The 18055-nt window shown below is 54.8% G+C and carries 21 protein-coding genes, 1 pseudogene and 1 riboswitch; of the genes and pseudogenes, 16 read left to right on the top strand and 6 right to left on the bottom strand.

Annotated elements, in window-relative coordinates:
- Positions 1-13 precede the first annotated feature (13 nt).
- Positions 14-1552, top strand: a complete 1539-nt coding sequence (locus E1N14_RS21110) for a DUF3612 domain-containing protein (protein ID WP_062793335.1) — start codon at positions 14-16, stop codon at positions 1550-1552.
- Between the two features lie 104 nt (positions 1553-1656).
- On the opposite strand, the gene E1N14_RS21105 is transcribed toward E1N14_RS21110, so the two are convergent.
- The 3 genes from E1N14_RS21105 to E1N14_RS21095 all read right to left on the bottom strand — a co-directional run bounded on the left by E1N14_RS21105 (position 1657) and on the right by E1N14_RS21095 (position 5955).
- Entirely contained in the window at positions 1657-1974 is a 318-nt protein-coding gene (locus E1N14_RS21105) for a hypothetical protein (RefSeq protein WP_025009179.1), read from the bottom strand.
- A gap of 151 nt (positions 1975-2125) precedes the next feature.
- Complete coding sequence (locus tag E1N14_RS21100; RefSeq protein WP_025009180.1) at positions 2126-4036, bottom strand: methyl-accepting chemotaxis protein; 1911 nt, start codon at positions 4034-4036, stop codon at positions 2126-2128.
- A 269-nt stretch (positions 4037-4305) separates the two neighbouring features.
- Complete coding sequence (locus E1N14_RS21095; protein WP_062793351.1) at positions 4306-5955, bottom strand: electron transfer flavoprotein-ubiquinone oxidoreductase; 1650 nt, start codon at positions 5953-5955, stop codon at positions 4306-4308.
- A 232-nt stretch (positions 5956-6187) separates the two neighbouring features.
- A riboswitch (molybdenum cofactor riboswitch) is annotated at positions 6188-6323 on the top strand.
- Between E1N14_RS21095 and moaA the strand changes: the two genes are divergently transcribed.
- The 14 genes and pseudogenes from moaA to E1N14_RS21025 all read left to right on the top strand — a co-directional run bounded on the left by moaA (position 6311) and on the right by E1N14_RS21025 (position 15329).
- A complete protein-coding gene (moaA, locus tag E1N14_RS21090; RefSeq protein WP_025009181.1) occupies positions 6311-7291 on the top strand; it encodes a GTP 3',8-cyclase MoaA in 981 nt (326 codons plus the stop codon). (Overlaps the previous riboswitch by 13 nt.)
- 109 nt (positions 7292-7400) lie before the next feature.
- Positions 7401-7550: pseudogene (locus tag E1N14_RS21085) on the top strand (molybdenum cofactor biosynthesis protein); the annotation flags it as partial.
- The gene (moaC, locus tag E1N14_RS21080; RefSeq protein WP_025009183.1) at positions 7543-8019 is read left to right on the top strand and encodes a cyclic pyranopterin monophosphate synthase MoaC; all 477 of its coding nucleotides are present in this window, start codon (positions 7543-7545) and stop codon (positions 8017-8019) included. The pseudogene E1N14_RS21085 and the gene moaC, both read left to right, overlap by 8 nt.
- A gap of 4 nt (positions 8020-8023) precedes the next feature.
- Positions 8024-8272, top strand: coding sequence for a molybdopterin synthase sulfur carrier subunit (gene moaD / locus E1N14_RS21075; protein ID WP_025009184.1), 249 nt, complete (start codon positions 8024-8026; stop codon positions 8270-8272).
- Between the two features lies 1 nt (position 8273).
- Positions 8274-8732, top strand: coding sequence for a molybdopterin synthase catalytic subunit MoaE (gene moaE / locus E1N14_RS21070; protein WP_025889201.1), 459 nt, complete (start codon positions 8274-8276; stop codon positions 8730-8732).
- Between the two features lie 12 nt (positions 8733-8744).
- The gene (gene modA, locus E1N14_RS21065; protein WP_062793336.1) at positions 8745-9545 is read left to right on the top strand and encodes a molybdate ABC transporter substrate-binding protein; all 801 of its coding nucleotides are present in this window, start codon (positions 8745-8747) and stop codon (positions 9543-9545) included.
- Positions 9546-10211, top strand: coding sequence for a molybdate ABC transporter permease subunit (modB, locus tag E1N14_RS21060; protein ID WP_025009185.1), 666 nt, complete (start codon positions 9546-9548; stop codon positions 10209-10211).
- Positions 10208-11302 carry an ABC transporter ATP-binding protein gene (locus tag E1N14_RS21055; RefSeq protein WP_025009186.1) on the top strand — a complete coding sequence of 365 codons (1095 nt, stop codon included), beginning with the start codon at positions 10208-10210 and terminating at the stop codon, positions 11300-11302. Before modB ends, E1N14_RS21055 begins: the two co-directional genes overlap by 4 nt.
- Before the next feature lie 123 nt (positions 11303-11425).
- Entirely contained in the window at positions 11426-11788 is a 363-nt protein-coding gene (locus E1N14_RS21050) for a YgiW/YdeI family stress tolerance OB fold protein (protein ID WP_025009187.1), read from the top strand.
- A gap of 55 nt (positions 11789-11843) precedes the next feature.
- A complete protein-coding gene (locus E1N14_RS21045; RefSeq protein WP_025009188.1) occupies positions 11844-12365 on the top strand; it encodes a PepSY domain-containing protein in 522 nt (173 codons plus the stop codon).
- Positions 12366-12367: 2 nt separating this feature from the next.
- Positions 12368-13045, top strand: a complete 678-nt coding sequence (locus E1N14_RS21040; RefSeq protein ID WP_025009189.1) for a response regulator transcription factor — start codon at positions 12368-12370, stop codon at positions 13043-13045.
- Between the two features lie 49 nt (positions 13046-13094).
- Positions 13095-14357, top strand: coding sequence for a sensor histidine kinase (locus tag E1N14_RS21035; RefSeq protein WP_025009190.1), 1263 nt, complete (start codon positions 13095-13097; stop codon positions 14355-14357).
- Between the two features lie 3 nt (positions 14358-14360).
- Positions 14361-15041 carry a TIGR01621 family pseudouridine synthase gene (locus E1N14_RS21030; RefSeq protein WP_025009191.1) on the top strand — a complete coding sequence of 227 codons (681 nt, stop codon included), beginning with the start codon at positions 14361-14363 and terminating at the stop codon, positions 15039-15041.
- Positions 15042-15161: 120 nt separating this feature from the next.
- Positions 15162-15329, top strand: coding sequence for a YqaE/Pmp3 family membrane protein (locus E1N14_RS21025; protein WP_025009192.1), 168 nt, complete (start codon positions 15162-15164; stop codon positions 15327-15329).
- A gap of 51 nt (positions 15330-15380) precedes the next feature.
- Here E1N14_RS21025 and E1N14_RS21020 read toward each other — a convergent pair whose 3' ends face one another.
- Together E1N14_RS21020 and E1N14_RS21015 are read right to left on the bottom strand one after the other, a co-directional pair.
- Complete coding sequence (locus E1N14_RS21020) at positions 15381-15815, bottom strand: hypothetical protein (protein WP_025009193.1); 435 nt, start codon at positions 15813-15815, stop codon at positions 15381-15383.
- A gap of 112 nt (positions 15816-15927) precedes the next feature.
- Positions 15928-16584: an FMN-dependent NADH-azoreductase gene (locus tag E1N14_RS21015; protein ID WP_025009194.1), complete on the bottom strand. Its 657-nt coding sequence runs from the start codon at positions 16582-16584 to the stop codon at positions 15928-15930.
- Positions 16585-16692: 108 nt separating this feature from the next.
- On the opposite strand from E1N14_RS21015, the gene E1N14_RS21010 reads away from it, so the two are divergent.
- On the top strand, positions 16693-17577 hold the full coding sequence (locus E1N14_RS21010; protein ID WP_025009195.1) for a LysR substrate-binding domain-containing protein: 885 nt from the start codon (positions 16693-16695) through the stop codon (positions 17575-17577).
- Here E1N14_RS21010 and E1N14_RS21005 read toward each other — a convergent pair.
- Complete coding sequence (locus E1N14_RS21005) at positions 17546-18055, bottom strand: M23 family metallopeptidase (RefSeq protein ID WP_062793337.1); 510 nt, start codon at positions 18053-18055, stop codon at positions 17546-17548. The two genes, E1N14_RS21010 and E1N14_RS21005, sit on opposite strands and share 32 nt — an antisense overlap.

Genomic DNA, 18055 nt, shown 5'->3' with positions numbered 1-18055 from the left:
TGAATTTTACAAAATGCGCCAAGACCAAAGCCTGATCCGTAAGTCACATTTTCTGGGTACTAAAATAAGAAACCTCAGAAAGCGCAATCACTTAACTATGGAAGACTTGTCGGCACGCTGTGTCAGGGTCGATCCTGAGTCGGCGCCGTCTGTGTCATACCTGTCGATGATCGAAAGGGGCAAGCGTGTTCCCAGCGCTGGTATGCTGGCGGTCATAGCCGCAGTTTTTCAGAAAGAGGTGAGTTGGTTTCTGGACGATGCGCCGGAGGAGCAGGCTATCACTCCGGACAAAGGGCGGCGCGGTGGTGTCAGTGGTATGCCGCTGGAGCCGGGCTTCCTGTTTTCCAATGATATTTTGCAGATAGCCATTCCCGAGATGCTGTCACAAACGGGGATCAGCGGCCGCCAGTTTGCCCACCTGTTGATCCGCGCCCATCAGGAACACCATCAAAACCATTTCCCCGATCTGGAACGGGCCGCCGAAGAGGTGGGTAAGAAGCGTCTGCCCTTGTCGGTAGAAGAGATGCTGGATCTCGCCGCGGCGCAGGGACTGAAGATCCAATGGTTCGCCCGGCCGGCAAAACTGCTGACGGATGCCCAGGGGATCTGTGCCGGGGAGTTGGTGACTTCCTACATGGAGCCGCCGGGAACGCTATTTCTCAACGAGATCCTTAAGTCTCAACCAACCAGGCTCAAGTACGATTTGGCGGTGCATATAGGTCACTGTGTGCTGCACAATCGCGATGGGCTGAGCAATGTGTTGACCGTGGGCCGCAGTGGTTTCAGTGAAACCGATCCCCAGATCCAGAGTTCGTCTCTCAATGCCCAGGATATTCTCCAGGCCTGGCGTGGCTTTGAGGCCAGTTTCTTTGCCGGGGCCTTGCTCTGCCCCAAGGTAGCATTCAGGCAACTGCTGGACAGATACGGCTACGAGATAGATGCTCACCGGCTGGCGGGGGTTTCTCCCTCGGTAGCGATGCGGCGTATGACAGTGGTTTCACCTTATCCTCACTGGCATTATTTCGATGCCTATGCTCCGGGCAAGCTAAAAGCTGTGTATCGGGGCAACGGTATTCCGCTACCCTGGGGGAATATGCGGGCGGTGGCCGACCCTTGTCAGCACTGGGCGGTATTTCGGATGATCACCGAGCCCAAGGAGGGCAGTTCGGCGCAGATATCCATTCTGGATGTGGAGCAACAACCCAGAATCTATTGCTGTGAATCGGTCAAGGTAGAAGACTTGGCCGGCAATCATCATGTGCTCTGTGCCGGAATAGATCTCAATCCTGCCATTGAGGCCCAAGGGGAGGATGCCTTGTCATTGGCGCAAGATCTTAAACAGGCTTGTGTCGAGCAGGGCGGAGAAGGTGCCATTCCCAGAAAGATAAAACAGCAACTGCTTACAGTAGCGCGGATACTCAATATTAATTGGGTCGAGCGTGGTATTGCCGGCGATGCCAGATTGATCTGCTCCAGAGGTGCAGTTTGCCCAAGACGACCCACCTGCTATGGCGAGCAGCCTGAGGTGAGTTTTCCCTGGCCCAAACAATAACCTTGGAACACTAGCAGAACTTTGGGTTGGTAAACACAGGCCATAGATAACTTATATTCATCTATAGTCTGTCTTGAATAGCGCTGGGCTTAACGGGTTTTAGCTCATTCCAATATGGCCATTACAAAGCCTATGGTCAACAGAATAGCCATGATCAGTCTAAGGCTGCTCTGTTGTTTCTGATAACGAATAATCACAGGATCCTGGCTGTTGGCCAGAGTGCCAGACTCCAGCGACTGTTTGACTCTTATCGCTATATTTGGTGAATCATTTTCATCTGTATGAGCCAGTTCAGGATACTGAACCCGTATATGTTTCAGTAGCTGCTGCCAACGCCAAAGCTGCAAGACAAAGAAGAGTCCTGCCAGAATAAACATCAGCCAGGCGATATGTGACAGCGCCCATTCTATCTGTGGTTCCATGAATACTCTTTTATTAGCCGAAAGAAAGTTGCGGCTATGTTATACCAATCAGAAGTAAGATTCAGGAGTTGCATGTGTACTCAAGGCTTTGCGGGAATTAGGTTCAGTATTCCCAACGGCAGTTGCAAGGCTGCCGTTGGGGAACCTGAGGTTAAACCTTGAAGCGGGCGACTAAGGTATCCAGCCTATGGGCCAGATTATTGAGTGCGTCACTGGCCGCGGCGGCGGCTTCAGCGGTCTCGGCTGTGCGCTGGGTTATCTCATTGATCTCACTGACGTTACGATTGATATCCTCCACTACAGTGGATTGCTCCTCTGTGGCCGCCGCCACTTGGATATTCATATCGCTTATCTGGGCAATTTGTCCTGAAATACCGCTGAGCGCCTGGCTGGCTTCATCCACGGCCTGAACGCCTTCACGGGAGCGGTTACGACTCAGCTCCATGGCACTGACGGCTCTGGCGGCTTCGGCCTGCAACTTATCTATCATTACCTGCACTTCATCGGTTGAGGCCGCGGTGCGGGAAGCCAGGTTTCGGACTTCATCGGCCACGACCGCAAATCCACGGCCGGCTTCACCGGCCCGAGCCGCTTCAATGGCGGCATTCAGTGCCAGTAGGTTGGTTTGCTCCGAGATGGCACGGATCACATCCAGAATGCCACCGATGGATTTGGTATGGGTCGCCAGAGATTCGATTACTTCGCCGACCTGAGCCACATCCTGCGACAGCTGGTTAATGGTATCCCGGGCGCGGGTCACCACCTGTTGGCCAGTGGCCGATTCGCTGTCGGCATCTTTGGCTGTTACCGCCGCCTGGGCCGCATTGGCGGCAATCTCGTTAACGGTTGCCCCCATTTCGTTGATAGCGGTCACCACCATCATGGTGCGGTCTTTCTGATCCTGGCTGTCGCTCATGGTCTGCTGGGCCTGCGCCGAGACATCCTTGGCTGATAACCCCAACTGTTCGCTGGTGGCGGCCACTTCGACTACAGAGTCCTGGATCTTGGAGATAAAGCTGTTGAAGCCCTTGGCCAGTTGGGCTATTTCATCTTCACCCTCGACCGGCAGACGTTGGCGCAAGTCGCCTTCGCCTTCGCCTATGTCGCGGAACATTTCCGCCACCTTGCTGATGGGGCGGCTAACAGAGCCTGCCACTATCACAGCCAGGAAGATGAAGCCGGCGGCAATCAATGCTGTCCATAACAGAATCTGGTAGGCGGCCTCTTGCAACAGGGCAAAGATTTCCCCTTGAGGAACTTGAGCTACCAGATACCAATCCATTGACGGAATATAGCTGCTGGCAACCAGCATATCGGTACCATTGACTTCGGTTTCGAGCAACTGGAAGTCGCTCTTATTCAACAGGTTGCTGACATTGCCTGGGTAGAGATCCTGCAAGTTACGCTTGCCTGTCAGACTCTTGTCCGGATGCAGTTGGATCTTGCCCTGATTGTCTGTGAGGTACACATAGCCGCTCTGCTCAATCTTGAAGGAGTTGAGCAGGCGCACCATATCGTCGAGTGACTTGGCCAGCCCCACCAGGCCGCGACCGTTGGGCTGTTGATAGTTAATGAAGAGTTTGACCTCGCCGTTGGCTTCGGTGAACACATTCAACATGCGTTCCTGGCGACTGTCTCTGTAGTTGAAGAACCAGCCGTCCTGCTGTTGATTGAGGATCCGCAGGAAACCGTCCTGGGTGTAATAGGCCGCCGTCTCGCGGTCGGCGTAGGAGGCTTGCGCCAAATGATACTGACGGGTCATGTCCTTAAGTTGTGAGATGACCAAGGGGACTTCGGCTTCGGGACGCCCCTGTTCCAACCAGTGTTTGAGCATCTGACTGTGGGCCAGTTGCTCGGCGCCGTTCATCAGTGTACTGATCTCCAGATCCAACTTATTGCGGATCTGCAGCATCAAGCTGGGCAGCTCGGAACCGAGCATACGTTGTTCGACAACTTCACGGGCACTGCGCTGGCTGAGCACACCAACTAGAATAGTCGACATCAGCACGGCCAGAGTCACCGTCAGTAAAATCTTTTGTTTGATGGTAAGCATGAGTTTCATAGCGATCGCCTATCCATATCCTTATTAATGTGGACAACAGCATTAATTAGCCGGCGTTGGTTACGGCCGCGAGCTAACACAGTGGCAGGGACTTTCCCTTAAGTCTTTGTAGAGTATAGGCATGCCAGCTGTTTTATGGGGCTGGATCTTATTGTAGAACCGGGATTATGACTAAAAATTGCCCTTGCTTCAATAGAGCCTAATGTTGCGTTCGGTAAATAAAAAAACGCGCCTTATAAAGACGCGTTTTTGTGGTTTAGGTTAATCAATTACATATTGGGATAGTTGGGACCACCGCCTCCTTCGGGCGTCACCCAGGTGATGTTCTGGCTGGGGTCCTTGATGTCACAGGTCTTGCAGTGAATGCAGTTCTGGCTGTTGATAACAAACTTGGGTTGCCCCTCGTCTTCAACCACCTCATAGACACCCGCAGGGCAGTAACGCTGCGCCGGTTCATCGTATTTCACCAGGTTGACCGCAATAGGGATGTTGGCATCTTTCAAACGCAGATGGCAGGGCTGATCTTCCTCGTGGAAAGTATTGGAAAGATACACTGAAGAGAGCTTGTCGAAGCTAAGCTTGCCGTCCGGCTTGGGGTAGTCAATCTTGCTGTAGGCGCTGGCTTCTCCCATCTGGGCATAGTCGGGATGATCGTCTCTCAGGGTCACAGGGAACTTGCCGCCAAACCAGTTTTGATCGATATAGTTAAAGGCTCCACCCAGGAAGGTGCCGAACTTGTGCATGGCCGGGCCGAAGTTACGCGAGCGGTAAAGCTCATCAAAGAGCCAGCTCTGTTCCAGCCGTTCCTGGAAGCAGTCGAGATCTTTTCCGCCTTCAACCCCGGCAATAAGGCCTTCGGCCAGAGTCTCGGCCGCCAGCATACCGCTCTTGATGGCGGTGTGGGTACCCTTGATCTTGGAGAAGTTGAGTGTCCCGGCATCACAACCTATTACCAGACCGCCTGGGAAGCTCATCTTGGGCAGAGAGTTGAGACCCCCCTTGGTGATGGCGCGGGCACCATAGCTCAAACGCTCGCCGCCGCTTAAGGTCTTGGCGATGACAGGGTGGGTCTTGTAACGCTGAAATTCATCGAAGGGGCTCAGATGCGGGTTCTTGTAGTTGAGGTCGATGATCAGCCCCACGGCAACCTGGTTGTCTTCCATATGGTAGAGGAAACCACCACCGCTGGCGCCTTCCAACAGCGGCCAGCCGCCACTGTGAACCACTTTACCCTGTTGGTGTTGCTCGGCAGGGATCTTCCAAATCTCTTTGAAGCCTATGCCGTAGTGCTGTGGTGTCTTGCCGTTATCCAGGTGGAATTTTTCTATCAGCTGCTTGCCCAGATGGCCGCGGCAGCCTTCGGCAAACACAGTATATTTGGCGTGTAGCTCCATGCCCGGCATGTAGCTGTCTTTGGGCTGGCCATCGGCGCCTATGCCCATGTCGCCAATCAGTATTCCCTTGACGCTGCCATCTTCATTGAACAACAGCTCGCTGGCGGCGAAACCGGGGAATATCTCCACTCCCAGGCCTTCGGCTTGCTCGGCCATCCAGCGGCAGAGATTACCGACGCTGATAATATAGTTGCCATGGTTGTGCATGGTCTTGGGTACCAGACTGTTGGGCAGATGTTTGGCATCTTCGGCCGACTTGAGCAGATAGATTTCATCTTCTGTAACCTGGGTATGTAGGGGCGCTCCCAACTCTTTCCAGTCACCGAAGAGTTCTTCCAATACGCTGGGTTCAAAGACGGCGCCGGAGAGAATATGCGCGCCAACTTCAGAGCCTTTTTCGACCACACAGACACTGATCTCTTTGCCGCTGTCTTTGGAGATCTGCATCAAACGGCAAGCCGTAGCCAGTCCGGCGGGGCCTGCACCGACGATAACAACATCGAATTCCATTGATTCGCGTTCCATCATGTCACCTCTATCCTTCAAAGTCCCCCGATGTAAACGGGTGTTTTATTTTTATCCAGCTCCAACCTTACCTGAAAATCCATCCAGGGCACAGTATTTGATCGGAAAGCGGCACAGGGATTCGATGAAATTTCTGAGTGAGACCTGTCACAAAAAGTCCACGCAGATTTGAGCCAAGTCGGGAAATACATTTTTAGGGGTATGGTTCGCCCCCCTTTTCGTCCTATAATTGGCGCAGACGGTTCTCCGAGCTTTTGGTCCTACGTCAGTGAAGATATGGTCCTTTAGCCGTGGCAATTTTGCCACCGGGGTGAGCAAAGAAATGCCCTCACCTCCCTGACTTGGAAAGGTGATCATGTCCCAGTTACAAGACAATTTTGGTCGAAGATTTCACTATTTGCGGATGTCAGTCACTGACGTCTGTAACTTCAAATGCAGTTATTGCCTGCCGGATGGTTATCGCCCGGAGGGCAAGCCCTCTTTTCTGACGCTCAGCGAGATTGAGAATCTGGTTGCCGCCTTCGCCAAAGTAGGTACCCGCAAAGTGCGGATCACAGGTGGCGAGCCTACGCTGCGCAAAGACTTTACCGATATCATCCGTGCAGTTGCCGATAACAGCGAAATTCACACTATCGCGACTACCACCAATGGTTATAGGCTCGAGAAGCACGCCAAAGAGTGGTACGACGCAGGGCTGAGGCGGATTAACGTGTCTGTGGACAGCCTGGACCCCAGGATGTTTTATCAGATCACCGGCGAGAACAAGTTCGATGAGGTAATGCGCGGTATCGATGCGGCGCTGGACGCCGGCTTTGAGCGGGTCAAGATTAACGCCGTGCTGCTCAAGGATCTCAACGACAAGGATCTGCCGCGTTTCCTGCATTGGATCAAACATACCCCCATAGATCTGCGTTTCATCGAGCTGATGGAAACCGGGTTGGGTCACGACTATTTCAAGGCGCATCACCTGGCCGGAGCCGATATCAAGGCCAGACTCGAGGCCGAAGGTTGGCAGTATGATCAGCCCGCGGCCGAAGATGGCCCGGCGCAAAACTTCAGCCATCCTGATTATCGTGGCCGTATCGGGCTCATCATGCCTTATGCCAAAAACTTCTGCGCCAGCTGCAACAGGTTGCGGGTTTCTGCCAAGGGTAAGCTGCACCTGTGTCTGTTCACCGAACATGGTGTCGATCTTCGGGATCTGCTTCAGAGTCCTGAACAGCAGGATGAGTTGATTGCCCGATTGCATCAGCAGTTGCAGCAGAAGAAAGAGACTCACTATCTGCACCAAGGTATTACCGGTGTGACCCAACACCTGGCCTCTATCGGCGGTTGAGGGTGGCGCTCGTTTGGGCGTCAGATACTTATCATCGCCATCTCGGTAGCATTCAGCAGCAGGAACTGACATGGGACATTGCAGTCATACCCATTTTGAGCCCTTGAATATCGCCAATCAAACGGCGCTGTTTTGTCTGCCCGCTTCCACCGGCGCATGCCGTACGGCCTGGAACAAGATCCTCAAAGAGCAGCCGGATGCCCGGCACCGGCCCTGTAACTTCGTATCCCATTTGAAAAAGGTTGCTATAGATGACTAATGCCTTTACCCATATCAATGCCAATGGCAACGCCCATATGGTGGATGTGACCGAAAAGTCGATTACCGAGCGCGAAGCCCGTGCCGAGGCCTATATTGAGATGTCTGCCGAGACGCTGCAGATGATCATGAGTGGCAGCCACCACAAGGGCGATGTGTTCGCCACTGCCAGAATCGCCGGCATTATGGCCGCGAAGAAAACCTCAGAGCTGATCCCTTTGTGCCACCCCTTGATGCTGACCAAGGTCGAGGTGGATCTACAGGCCGAGCCGGAGCAAAACCGGGTCAGGATCACCAGCCTGTGTAAGCTGGCTGGCAAAACCGGGGTTGAAATGGAAGCCCTGACGGCGGCCTCGGTTGCGGCACTGACTATTTACGATATGTGTAAAGCGGTGCAGAAGGATATGGTGATTACCCAGGTAAGACTGCTGGAAAAACGCGGTGGTAAATCCGGTCATTTTAAGGTGTAACGATATGATTAAAGTGCTGTTTTTTGCTCAAGTACGCGAATTATTGGGAACGGCTGCCATTGACGTCGAGAGCCAGCCGGGTTTGACGGCCGAGGCGCTGCGTGCCCAATTGGCGGCCACAGACGACAAGTGGGCCAGAGTGATGGCGTCCGACAAACTGCTGGTGGCCGTCAACCAAACCCTCAGCCCCTGGCATACAGAGATCAAAGCGGGTGACGAGGTGGCCTTCTTCCCACCGGTAACCGGAGGTTGAGATGCAAAGCGATCGTATTTTGGTACAAACCGCCGACTTCGATGTCCCGGCCGAATATGCCCGCATCGCCGCCGACAACAGCGACGGCGCCGTGGTGACCTTTGTTGGCAAGGTGCGCGACTTCAACGATGGCAGCGCGGTTACCGACCTGACGCTGGAACACTATCCCGGGATGACAGAAGCCGTTTTGGGGCAAATTGCCACTCAAGCCCGTGAGCGCTGGCCGCTGAATCAGCTGACCATAATTCACCGGGTTGGCACTATGCATTTGGGCGAGCAGATAGTGTTTATCGGTGTCAGCAGTGCCCACCGCAAGGCGGCGTTTGCGGCTTGTGAGTTTCTCATCGATTTCCTCAAGACCAAGGCGCCATTCTGGAAACTGGAAGCCGGTGAGAGTGGTCAACACTGGGTTGAGGCTCGCGATGCCGACGAGCAGGCCGCCAAGGCCTGGGAAAAGTAACCGGAGCTTGTGATGGTGCTATTGGAGCGATTGCTGAATTCGACGACCAGGGCCGTGCTGGCCGCGCTGGCGCTGCTCAGTCTGTGTCTGCCGGCTGCGGCGGCGCAAAGCGTTCATGTGGCTGCGGCGGCCAATATCAAGTTTGCCCTGGATGATATTGCCGAGCGTTATCAGCAACAGACAGGACGCCAACTCAAGATCTCCTACGGCTCATCCGGTAACTTTGTGGCGCAGATAAAACATGGTGCGCCGTTCGAGCTGTTTCTCTCGGCCGACGAGCGTTATGTTGACGCGCTGGCTGATGCCGGCATCACCCGTGACAAGGGGGTGGTCTACGCTTACGGGCGCTTGGCGCTGGTGGCTCCCAAGAATTCACCGCTGAAACTGGATCAAGAGTTACTGGGGCTGCAACAAGCACTGGCCGCCGGGCAGATCAAGCGCTTTGCCATCGCCAACCCGGATCATGCTCCCTATGGCGAACGCGCCCGTGCGCTGCTCAAGCAAAAGGGCCTGTGGCAGGAGTTGCAGGCCAACCTCATCTATGGCGAAAACGTTTCCCAGGCGGCGCAGTTTGCCTTGAGTGGTTCGACTCAGGGCGGCATAGTTGCCCTGTCGCTGGCAGTGGCGCCGCAGTTTCAGGCGAGAGGTCACTATCTGGCGTTGCCGGTAGACTCCCATGCCCCGCTGACCCAGCGCATGGTACTGCTTGAGAAAGCCAGCGACGATGCCAAAGCCTTTTATGACTATCTGCAGGGGCCGGAAGCGCGACAAGTGTTCAGCGCCTATGGCTTTGCCTTGCCCGAGGGAGGCTGAATGGATTGGCAGTCGCTGTGGCTCTCGGTCAAACTGGCTGCCATCAGTGTCTTGGTGCTCTTGCCGCTTGCCATCTTGTTGAGCCGCTTGCTGGCCTATCGTGAGTTTCACGGTAAGTCCTGGGTAGAGGCGCTGATCATGGTGCCCCTGGTGTTGCCGCCCACGGTTATAGGCTATTACCTCTTGGTAGGGCTTGGCAGTGAAAGCTGGCTTGGCCAATGGCTGCAGCAAACCCTGGGAGTGCAGCTGGTATTTCATTTCTCCGGCCTGGTGGTCGCCTCGGTACTGGTCAATATTCCCTTTGCGGTGCAGCCTATTCAAAGAGCCTTTGAAGCTATTCCTCAGGATGTGCGCGATGCCTGCGCCTGTTGTGGCATGAGTCGCACCAAACAGCTGTTCAAGGTGGAGTTGCCCTTGGTGTGGCCGGGGATTTTGACGGCCCTGGTGTTGTGTTTCTCCCATGTGCTCGGCGAGTTTGGTGTCGTCCTGATGATGGGGGGCTCCATCGCGGGAGAGACCAAGACGATTTCCATCGCCATCTACGACAGTGTCCAGGCGTTTGACTTCGCCTCTGCCGGTACTATGTCGCTTGTGCTCTTGCTATTTGCCATTACCACACTGGCATTGACCACAGGGCTGTCGCGGCGGCTCGGGAGATTGAAATGACCCCGACAGATCTGCATGTCAGCGTCCATCAAACCAAGGGGATCCCACTGCAGGCCGACTTTGTTTGCCGAGCCGGTGAAGTCCTGGCCGTGGTGGGGCCTTCCGGTGGCGGCAAGACCACGCTGCTGAGGATGATTGCCGGTCTCAATAAGCCGCAATCCGGCAGCATCCGCTATGGTGATAAACCCTGGTTTTCCGAGACGGTGGACCTGAGCCCGCAGCAACGCCATCTGGGGTTTGTGCCGCAACATTTTGGCCTGTTTCCCAACCTGAGTGCGGTCGACAATGTAATCGCCGGGCTGGATCATCTGCCCAAGGCCGAACGCCGGGCCAGGGCGCTGGATTGGCTGGAGCGGGTCAATCTGCACGGTTTGCCGGATCGTTTGCCGGAGCAGTTGTCCGGTGGCCAGAGACAGAGGGTGGCGCTGGCCAGAGCGTTGGCGCGTGAGCCTTCGGTATTGCTGCTGGATGAACCTTTTTCCGCGGTCGATCGCGAGACCCGTGAGCGCCTGTATCTGGAGCTGGCGCGGCTCAAGTCACAGCTGCATATTCCGGTGGTCATGGTGACCCATGACCTCAACGAAGCCTTGTTGCTGGCCGACCGCATGGTGCTTATCAGCCAAGGGCAGTTGCTGCAGCAGGGTGTGCCCCATGAAGTGTTGGCTAAACCCCGCAACGAGGCGGTTGCCCGGCAGATGGGCCTGAGAAACCTGTTTGACTCCGAAGTGGTGGCCCTGGAGCAGGAGCGGCAACTCACCTGGCTCAAGTTTGGCGAGCAACTGATTGCCTGTGACTATGACGCGCGCCTGAATCCGGGAGACAAGGTGCGCTGGGTGGTGCCCAATCAAGGCGTCAGATTTAACTCCATCAGCCGTGGCCGCCTGTGCCGCAGCTTCAATAAACTCAATGTCAGGCTCGAATCCCTGCTGGTAATGGGTGAATCTGTGCGCCTGCTGGCGGCAATCGAAGGCGTGGATCAGACTCTCAGCGCCGAAGTGCCGTTACATCTGGCGCGCAAGTTGGAGCTGGTTGCCGGTATGCAGACCGAAGTCGCGCTCAAATCCGAACAAATTCATATCCTCGAGCGCTGACAAAGGCTGCGTTTTTGTGCCTGTTGTTAACTAGATGATCAAAACTTAATCTTGCTTCCATCCTGGCTTCAAGCGCGGAAATCTATACTGCAGCCATTGAAACAACCACAGGAGTGAAACAAGATGCAAAAGTTAACTTATTTATTGGTATTATCCTCATTCTGCAGTGCCGCTGCTCTGGCTGCTTATACCGGTCCAGGAGCCGAAAATCGGGTTAGTACAGCGTCTCAGGTCGAGCAGGCCAACGATGACACCCAGGTGGAGCTGACAGGTTATCTGGTGAAGAGCCTGGGCGACGAAACTTACCTGTTCCGTGATGATTCCGGAGAGGTTAAAGTCGAAATCGACCATGACCTTTGGCGGAATATCAATGCCGATGTGAAAGAAAGCACTCTGGTGAAACTGACCGGTGAGGTCGACAAGGAGTGGGACGGCAAGGAAGTTGAAATTGAAAGTATCACTCTAGTTGGTGAAACTGCAAAATGAACCATGGCTTGTATGAGTGGCTGGCCTTCAGTGCCAGCGCTCGGATGGAGGCAAAATGAGACGTTTATTGGCGGGGCTGGTACTGTTTTCTTCGGTGGCAGTCGCGGCTCCCTCGCTGCTGGAATTGTTGAATGATAATGAACGCATTCAACCCATAGAGCTGATGCAGCGTATTGAGTCCCAGTTTCCCGGGGTGATCGTCGAGTTTGAAACCGATGTGGAAAATGGGGTCTTGGTCTATGAAATTGACCTGATAAACCCGGATGATCGTACAACTACGGAGCTGGATATACTCGCCAGCAACGGCGAAGTACTCAAGCGCAAAGTCGAACGCCTCGAGGCAGACGATATGGCCGAGTTGGCAGTGGTCAAACTCCTGGTCAAGAAGCAGCTCAGCTTTTCCCAACTGGTGGAAATGGCAATGCAAAACAGCAATGCTCATCTGCTGGAAGCCCAACTGGATAAAGATCTGGGGATTGCCTACCTGGAGCTGAAAGTAATGGATGAACGAGGCAAGCATAAGCTGGCGTTTGATATCGAAAAACAGCGGCCATTGCCTCTACTGAAATGGGACTGACAATGAAGATACTACTGGTCGAAGATGACGCAACCACACAGGACTATATCGTCAAAGGCTTCCTGGAGCAGGGACACAATATTGAAACTGCTGCCGATGGTCATCAGGGTTTGCTGTTGGCGACCAGTAGTCAGTATGACTTGGTAATACTGGATCGCATGTTACCCGGGCTCGACGGCCTCAAGGTGCTGGCGGCGCTCCGGGCCACCGGCAATCAGACCCCAGTACTGATCCTCTCGGCGCTCAGCCATGTCGACGAGAGGGTCAAGGGACTGCGCGCCGGCGGCGATGACTATATGACCAAGCCGTTTGCCTTCTCCGAGCTGCTGGTGCGGGCCGAGAAGCTGATGCTGCGCGGCCAGTCACAGCCGGCCAAGACAGATCTCAAGGTGGGTCTGCTGGAGATGGAGCTGCTGACCCGTAAAGTGACCCTGGACGGCACTGAGCTGATGTTGCAGCCCAAGGAGTTCCAGCTGCTCAAGTACCTGATGGAACATGCCAACCAGGTGATCAGCCGCACCCTGCTGTTTGAAGCCGTATGGGACTACCACTTTGATCCCAGAACCAATGTTATCGATGTGCATATCGCCAAGTTGAGACGCAAGTTTGAAGAGCTGGGTCACGGTGAACTGATTGAAACCATAAGAGGGGCTGGTTATCGTCTCCGCCAAAGCCATTAAGCCTTACCAGAGCAGCGTATGGCGTATCACCATCTTCTTCTCTGTGCTGGTGACTCTGATCATCGGCGCCTTGCTGTTTGCCCTCTATCAACAGCTGGTGACAGAGCAGCAGTCTCAGGTTGAGAAACACCTGGCGTCGGAGGCGCAGCGCTATCAACAGCTGGCCTTGAGTGTGGATCAACGTAGTTTTGCGGCGCAAATTCGCGCCGCCGATCCACAAACCGCACTTATAGCCTGGCAGGGCAGCCCGGATATGGTGGGGGCGCTGACCTTCATGCCCGACAATATGCCGCTGCTACCCAGAACCCGTGATTTCCCCATTCTCACCGGTGGCCCGGATAAGCTGCATATTCTCACAGGCGGCGTGGTGATGACCCGCTATGGCCCTGTGCTGATCGCTACCCGTACCGACCACCTGGCGACGCTGATCGAAAAGTTTCTCAGCGCAGCGGCTACCGCCGTGATGCTGACCGTGGTATTGACTTTGGCCATGGGGTACCTGTTCTCCAAGGCGCTGCTCAGGCGTCTGGTGCAATACAACCGCTTGAGTGAACGCATAGAGCGAGGTTACTACAACACCCGCCTGCCGGTGAGTCGCAACAGTGATGAATTCGACATGCTGGCGCGCCAGTTCAACCGGGTGCTGGATACCCTGGAGCACAACCTGACGGCAGTGCGCGGGGTGACAGACAATATTGCCCATGACCTGCGCACGCCTTTGTCGCACCTGCGGATAGGGCTGGAGCAGTTGCCGCAATATCCGGCGGAAGAGATCCCGGAGCGCAGTGCGATTCTTATTGAAAAGCTGGATCACTGCCTGGCGACCTTCAACGCCATGCTGTCGCTGACCCGCATTGAAGAAGGGCAGCAAAAACTGGAGCTGGAAAGTTTCAGCTTGCAGCAGATGTGCACCGATCTGCTGGATATGGCCGACGTGCTGGCCGAGGCAGAAGGCCAGCAGCTCAAGCTGGAAACCAGTGAGGACTGCCATATCACAGGTGACAAACACCTCTTGTTCCAGGCGCTGTTCAACCTGGTCGACAACGCCATTCGCTATGCGGGCGAGGGTGCCTGTATCACCATCTCGCAGCAAGCCAACCAGGTCATCATCAGCGACAATGGTCCGGGGATCCCGGAGGCGGAGCGTGAGCGGGTCTTTGAGCGTCTGGTGCGGCTGGATCCCAGCCGCCATCAACAAGGTACCGGCTTGGGGCTTTCCATGGTCAAGGCGATTCTATCGCGACACAACGCCAATATTTCGCTGGAAGATAACCATCCAGGTCTCAGAGTCAGAGTGACATTTCAGGTTTAACCCATGTATTCAGTGATAGCCACAGAGCCCGACTTTATCCTGTTGGACAAACGTCCTGGGGTTCATTTTCACAGCCAGCACGGTGAGGCAGGTTTGGTGGCCTGTGCCGAGCAGGATCTGGGCTGCAAGCTCTATCCCGTGCATAGACTCGATACCTTGACCTCCGGCCTATTGCTGCTGGCCCGTTCATCCGAGGCGGCGGCTGAATTTACCCGTATGTTCAGTGAACACAAGGTGCAGAAATATTATTTGGCATTGGCCAAGGGCAAACCGGGAAAAAAGCAGGGTTGGATCATAGGTGATATGGCCAAGTCCCGTCGCAGTCAGTATAAGCTGCTGCGTTCCACCGACAACCCGGCCGTTACCCAGTTCTTTTCCTGGTCGGTTGCCGAAGGGCTGCGCCTGTATCTGCTCAAACCCCACAGCGGCAAGACCCATCAGCTGAGGGTGGCACTTTCCAGTCTGGGGGCGCCTATTCTGGGGGATACTCTCTATGGTGGCAGCGCTGTTGATGCTGACCGTGGTTACCTGCATGCCTATGCGCTGGAGTTTGAATGGCGGGGGCAACCCCTTAGATACCTGAGCTTGCCATCTCAGGGCGACGCCTTTCTGCAGCCGGGAGTGTTGAGTCAGGTGCAAGCGTTAGCGGAACCTTGGACTTTGGACTGGCCCAAGCGCAAATGAATTCCGGCGTGGTCGAAACGTCGGCTGGCTTCGAGGCAAAGGTAAAAAAGGTTGCAAGCCGGGCGTCATGCTGCCAAGTTAAACGGGTTGTCCCTTTAATTCCTCGCCAGGAGTCATACCATGGATACCAACAAACTCTTGCTCGTCATCATCGCTATTTTACTGCCGCCTGTGGCGGTATTTCTCAAAGCGGGTGCCGGTAAAGACCTGCTGATCAATATCATTCTCTGTCTGTTCTTCTGGTTCCCCGGGCTGCTGCATGCGCTCTGGGTGGTGACCAAGAACTGATATCAACAACCGGCTTCAAGCGCAGAGAGCTTGGCGGTAAAGTGGCCGCAGTTACTGAGCGGCCACGATTCTGCCAAGCAGGTTAAAATGCCTGATGCTTGCGCCTTCCTGGCTCTGATTACCGAACAGCTTTAGCCACTTGTCCTGCGGCAGCCTGACTTGACTCTGACTGCTGTAGTGGCTGCTGTTATGATGAAAGTCGGCAGTATAGTTAAGCTGCCAGACACCGCTCTCTATCTCCTGGAGTTGGTAACTCAAGCTGAACTCCTTATCTGTGACCTTGCCTGCATCTTCATCAGGCAACAGGGTTACTGTCAGCAGCTGTGATTTGGCCAGGAACTCCCGGCTGAGTTCCTGTGTCTCCAAAGGAGCAGCACATTGGCAATAACGCAGCTCGAGTTGCAGTGGTTGTGAGTCCTTGGCCAGAGCCATGCCGCTTGCCAACAGGGCCAGCAAGCCAATCACAGGGTTAAGTATCCGCAACATCTTCAATTCTCCCTCCAAATCGTCTTTTGCCCTTGCAATAGAGGTGGGCTTTCAAGACGGGAGAGCCTAGCATCTTCGCCGGTCGATGAAAGGTTATTTACACTTATGAATGCTAGAGCATTTGGGCCAACTCTGTCAGTGAGTCTCTGGCTGCTGCGACGGAAGCCTGATGGCGCTCGTCGGCAAACTCCTGATATTCGCTGCGCACTTCATAAAACTGCTCCACCCCCAGATAGTGGCTCAGGGTCTTGATATGGGGACCCAGGTGATTCATTCCGGCGCGGATCCCTTCTTCGCCAAAGCCAAACTCGCCGCAGGAGTAAACCAAAACCAGTTTTTTGCCACTGAGTATCGGCCGCAGCGGAAAATCGCCGCGCTTTAAGTCGAAGCTGAATGTGCGGTTGATGCGTATGACCTGATCAAACCAGGCCTTGAGTGCCGCCGGCATGCCATAGTTGTACATGGGCGTTGAGATCAGAATGATATCGGCCCGCTGCAGCTCGTCGATAAGGCAGTCCGACAGTTCCAGCAGCCGTTGCTGCTCTGTACTTTGGTGTTCCTCCGGGGTGAATACGGCGGCAATCCAATCTTGGGTGATGGCCGGCAGTGCTTGGTCACCCAGATCACGATAGATGAATTCTGATAGGTTATTTTGGGCTTGCCAGTGATCGCAGAATAGCTGCGCCAACGACTTGGAAATCGAATTATAGCTGGGTTTGCCATTGTCGGTTCTTCTCGCGCTGGCATCGATTCTTAAAAGGGTTTTCATCACTTTCTCCGTTTGTTTGCTCAGGGCATAACTATCTGGAATACCGCTCGAGTTGACAAAGGGTCATTTCTCACTTATAGATGAGTAAAATTCACTTATTTGATCGCAATGTTTGCCCATTTACCCACACTGAATAACTTGAGAGTGTTCGAAGCCGCCGCCAGGCATCTGAGCTTCAAGCTGGCTGCGGAGGAGTTGAGCCTGACTCCGACCGCGGTTTCCCATCAGATAAGAAATCTCGAGACTCAGCTGGACACCCGCCTTTTTATCCGCCAGACCCGGGCGGTATCACTGACACCGCCCGGAGCAGAGTTGGCAGAATCCTGTCGCCAGGCCTTGCTCGGCATAGCTCAGGGGATTGAACGTTTGGGAGTGACACCAAACCAGCTGAGAGTTTCCACCACCCATGGTTTTGCCGCCCTATGGCTGGCGCAGCGATTGCCGGACTTTCAGCAGCGTTTCCCCGATATTCGGGTGTCGGTCAGCAGCGATGAAGGGCTGCAGCCTAGCGACCCTCTGGGTGAGACAGATCTCTGCATACGCTACGGCAAAGCGGCAGAAGGCGAAGAGGTGTTGTTTAGCGAAACGTTCGGCATTTACGCCAGTCCCGGTTATCTCAAGAGCAAGCAACCTCAGGTGACGCTGTTGCAGACCCGCTGGCAGAACCCGGCTCTCGACGGGCTCGATTGGCAGCAATGGCAACAGACCTATCACGAGTTCAAAGGTGCCAGAATGCTGGAGTTTACCCAGGAGGATCACCTCGTGCAGGCAGCTCTGGCCGGTGAAGGCCTGGCACTTGCCAGTTCTGTGCTGGTGGCCTCTTTGGTGGAGCGGGGTTGGTTGAAACCTTGCTTGCCGGGCAAGGTGTTGCCTGGACTCAGTTATCGGCTGCTGCCGGCTCCCGGCCGTGAGCAGAGCCACAGAGTCAGGGTGTTTCTCGAATGGCTCAGGCAGCAGGCACTCAGCGGGGCGCCAGATAGGTCACAGGATTGAGATAAAACGCCTTCTTGTATCCCTGGGGCGCATCATCCATCAACCAAGGCATGGGCATTAGACTGACTATGCTGTAGTGCAGATGGGGCGGCTTGCCTTTGGCATTGCCCGAGTCGCCGACCGTGCCCAGTTTGCTGCCCTGAGGTAGATAAAAACCGTTCGGCTCCAGGCTGTCCAGATGGGCGAAATAATGCAACTTCCAGCCTGGCCCCAAGGCCAGCACCACCTTGCCGCCGAGACGCCACTCCCCTTGATAGAGGCGCAGCATGGGCGTCGGGGCCTGCACTTGAGTGCCGCGGGCGGCGAAGATGTCTATGCCCTTGTGTACCCCTGAGGTGCCCCAGGGATAATACCAGAAACTGTCTTTATGCCAGTCTTTGGCGCTGGCCTGGTGAACCGGCACCTGTGGGGTTTCCGGGATCAGGGCACCGGCAAAGATCAGCAGTAGCAGCAGGATAAAGCCATAACGTTTCTTCAT

It is taken from the genome of Shewanella algae, assembly GCF_009183365.2.
Lineage (GTDB): Bacteria > Pseudomonadota > Gammaproteobacteria > Enterobacterales > Shewanellaceae > Shewanella > Shewanella algae.
Note: the sequence above shows the minus strand (reverse complement) of the source record. Positions and strands in the feature narration are given on the sequence as shown.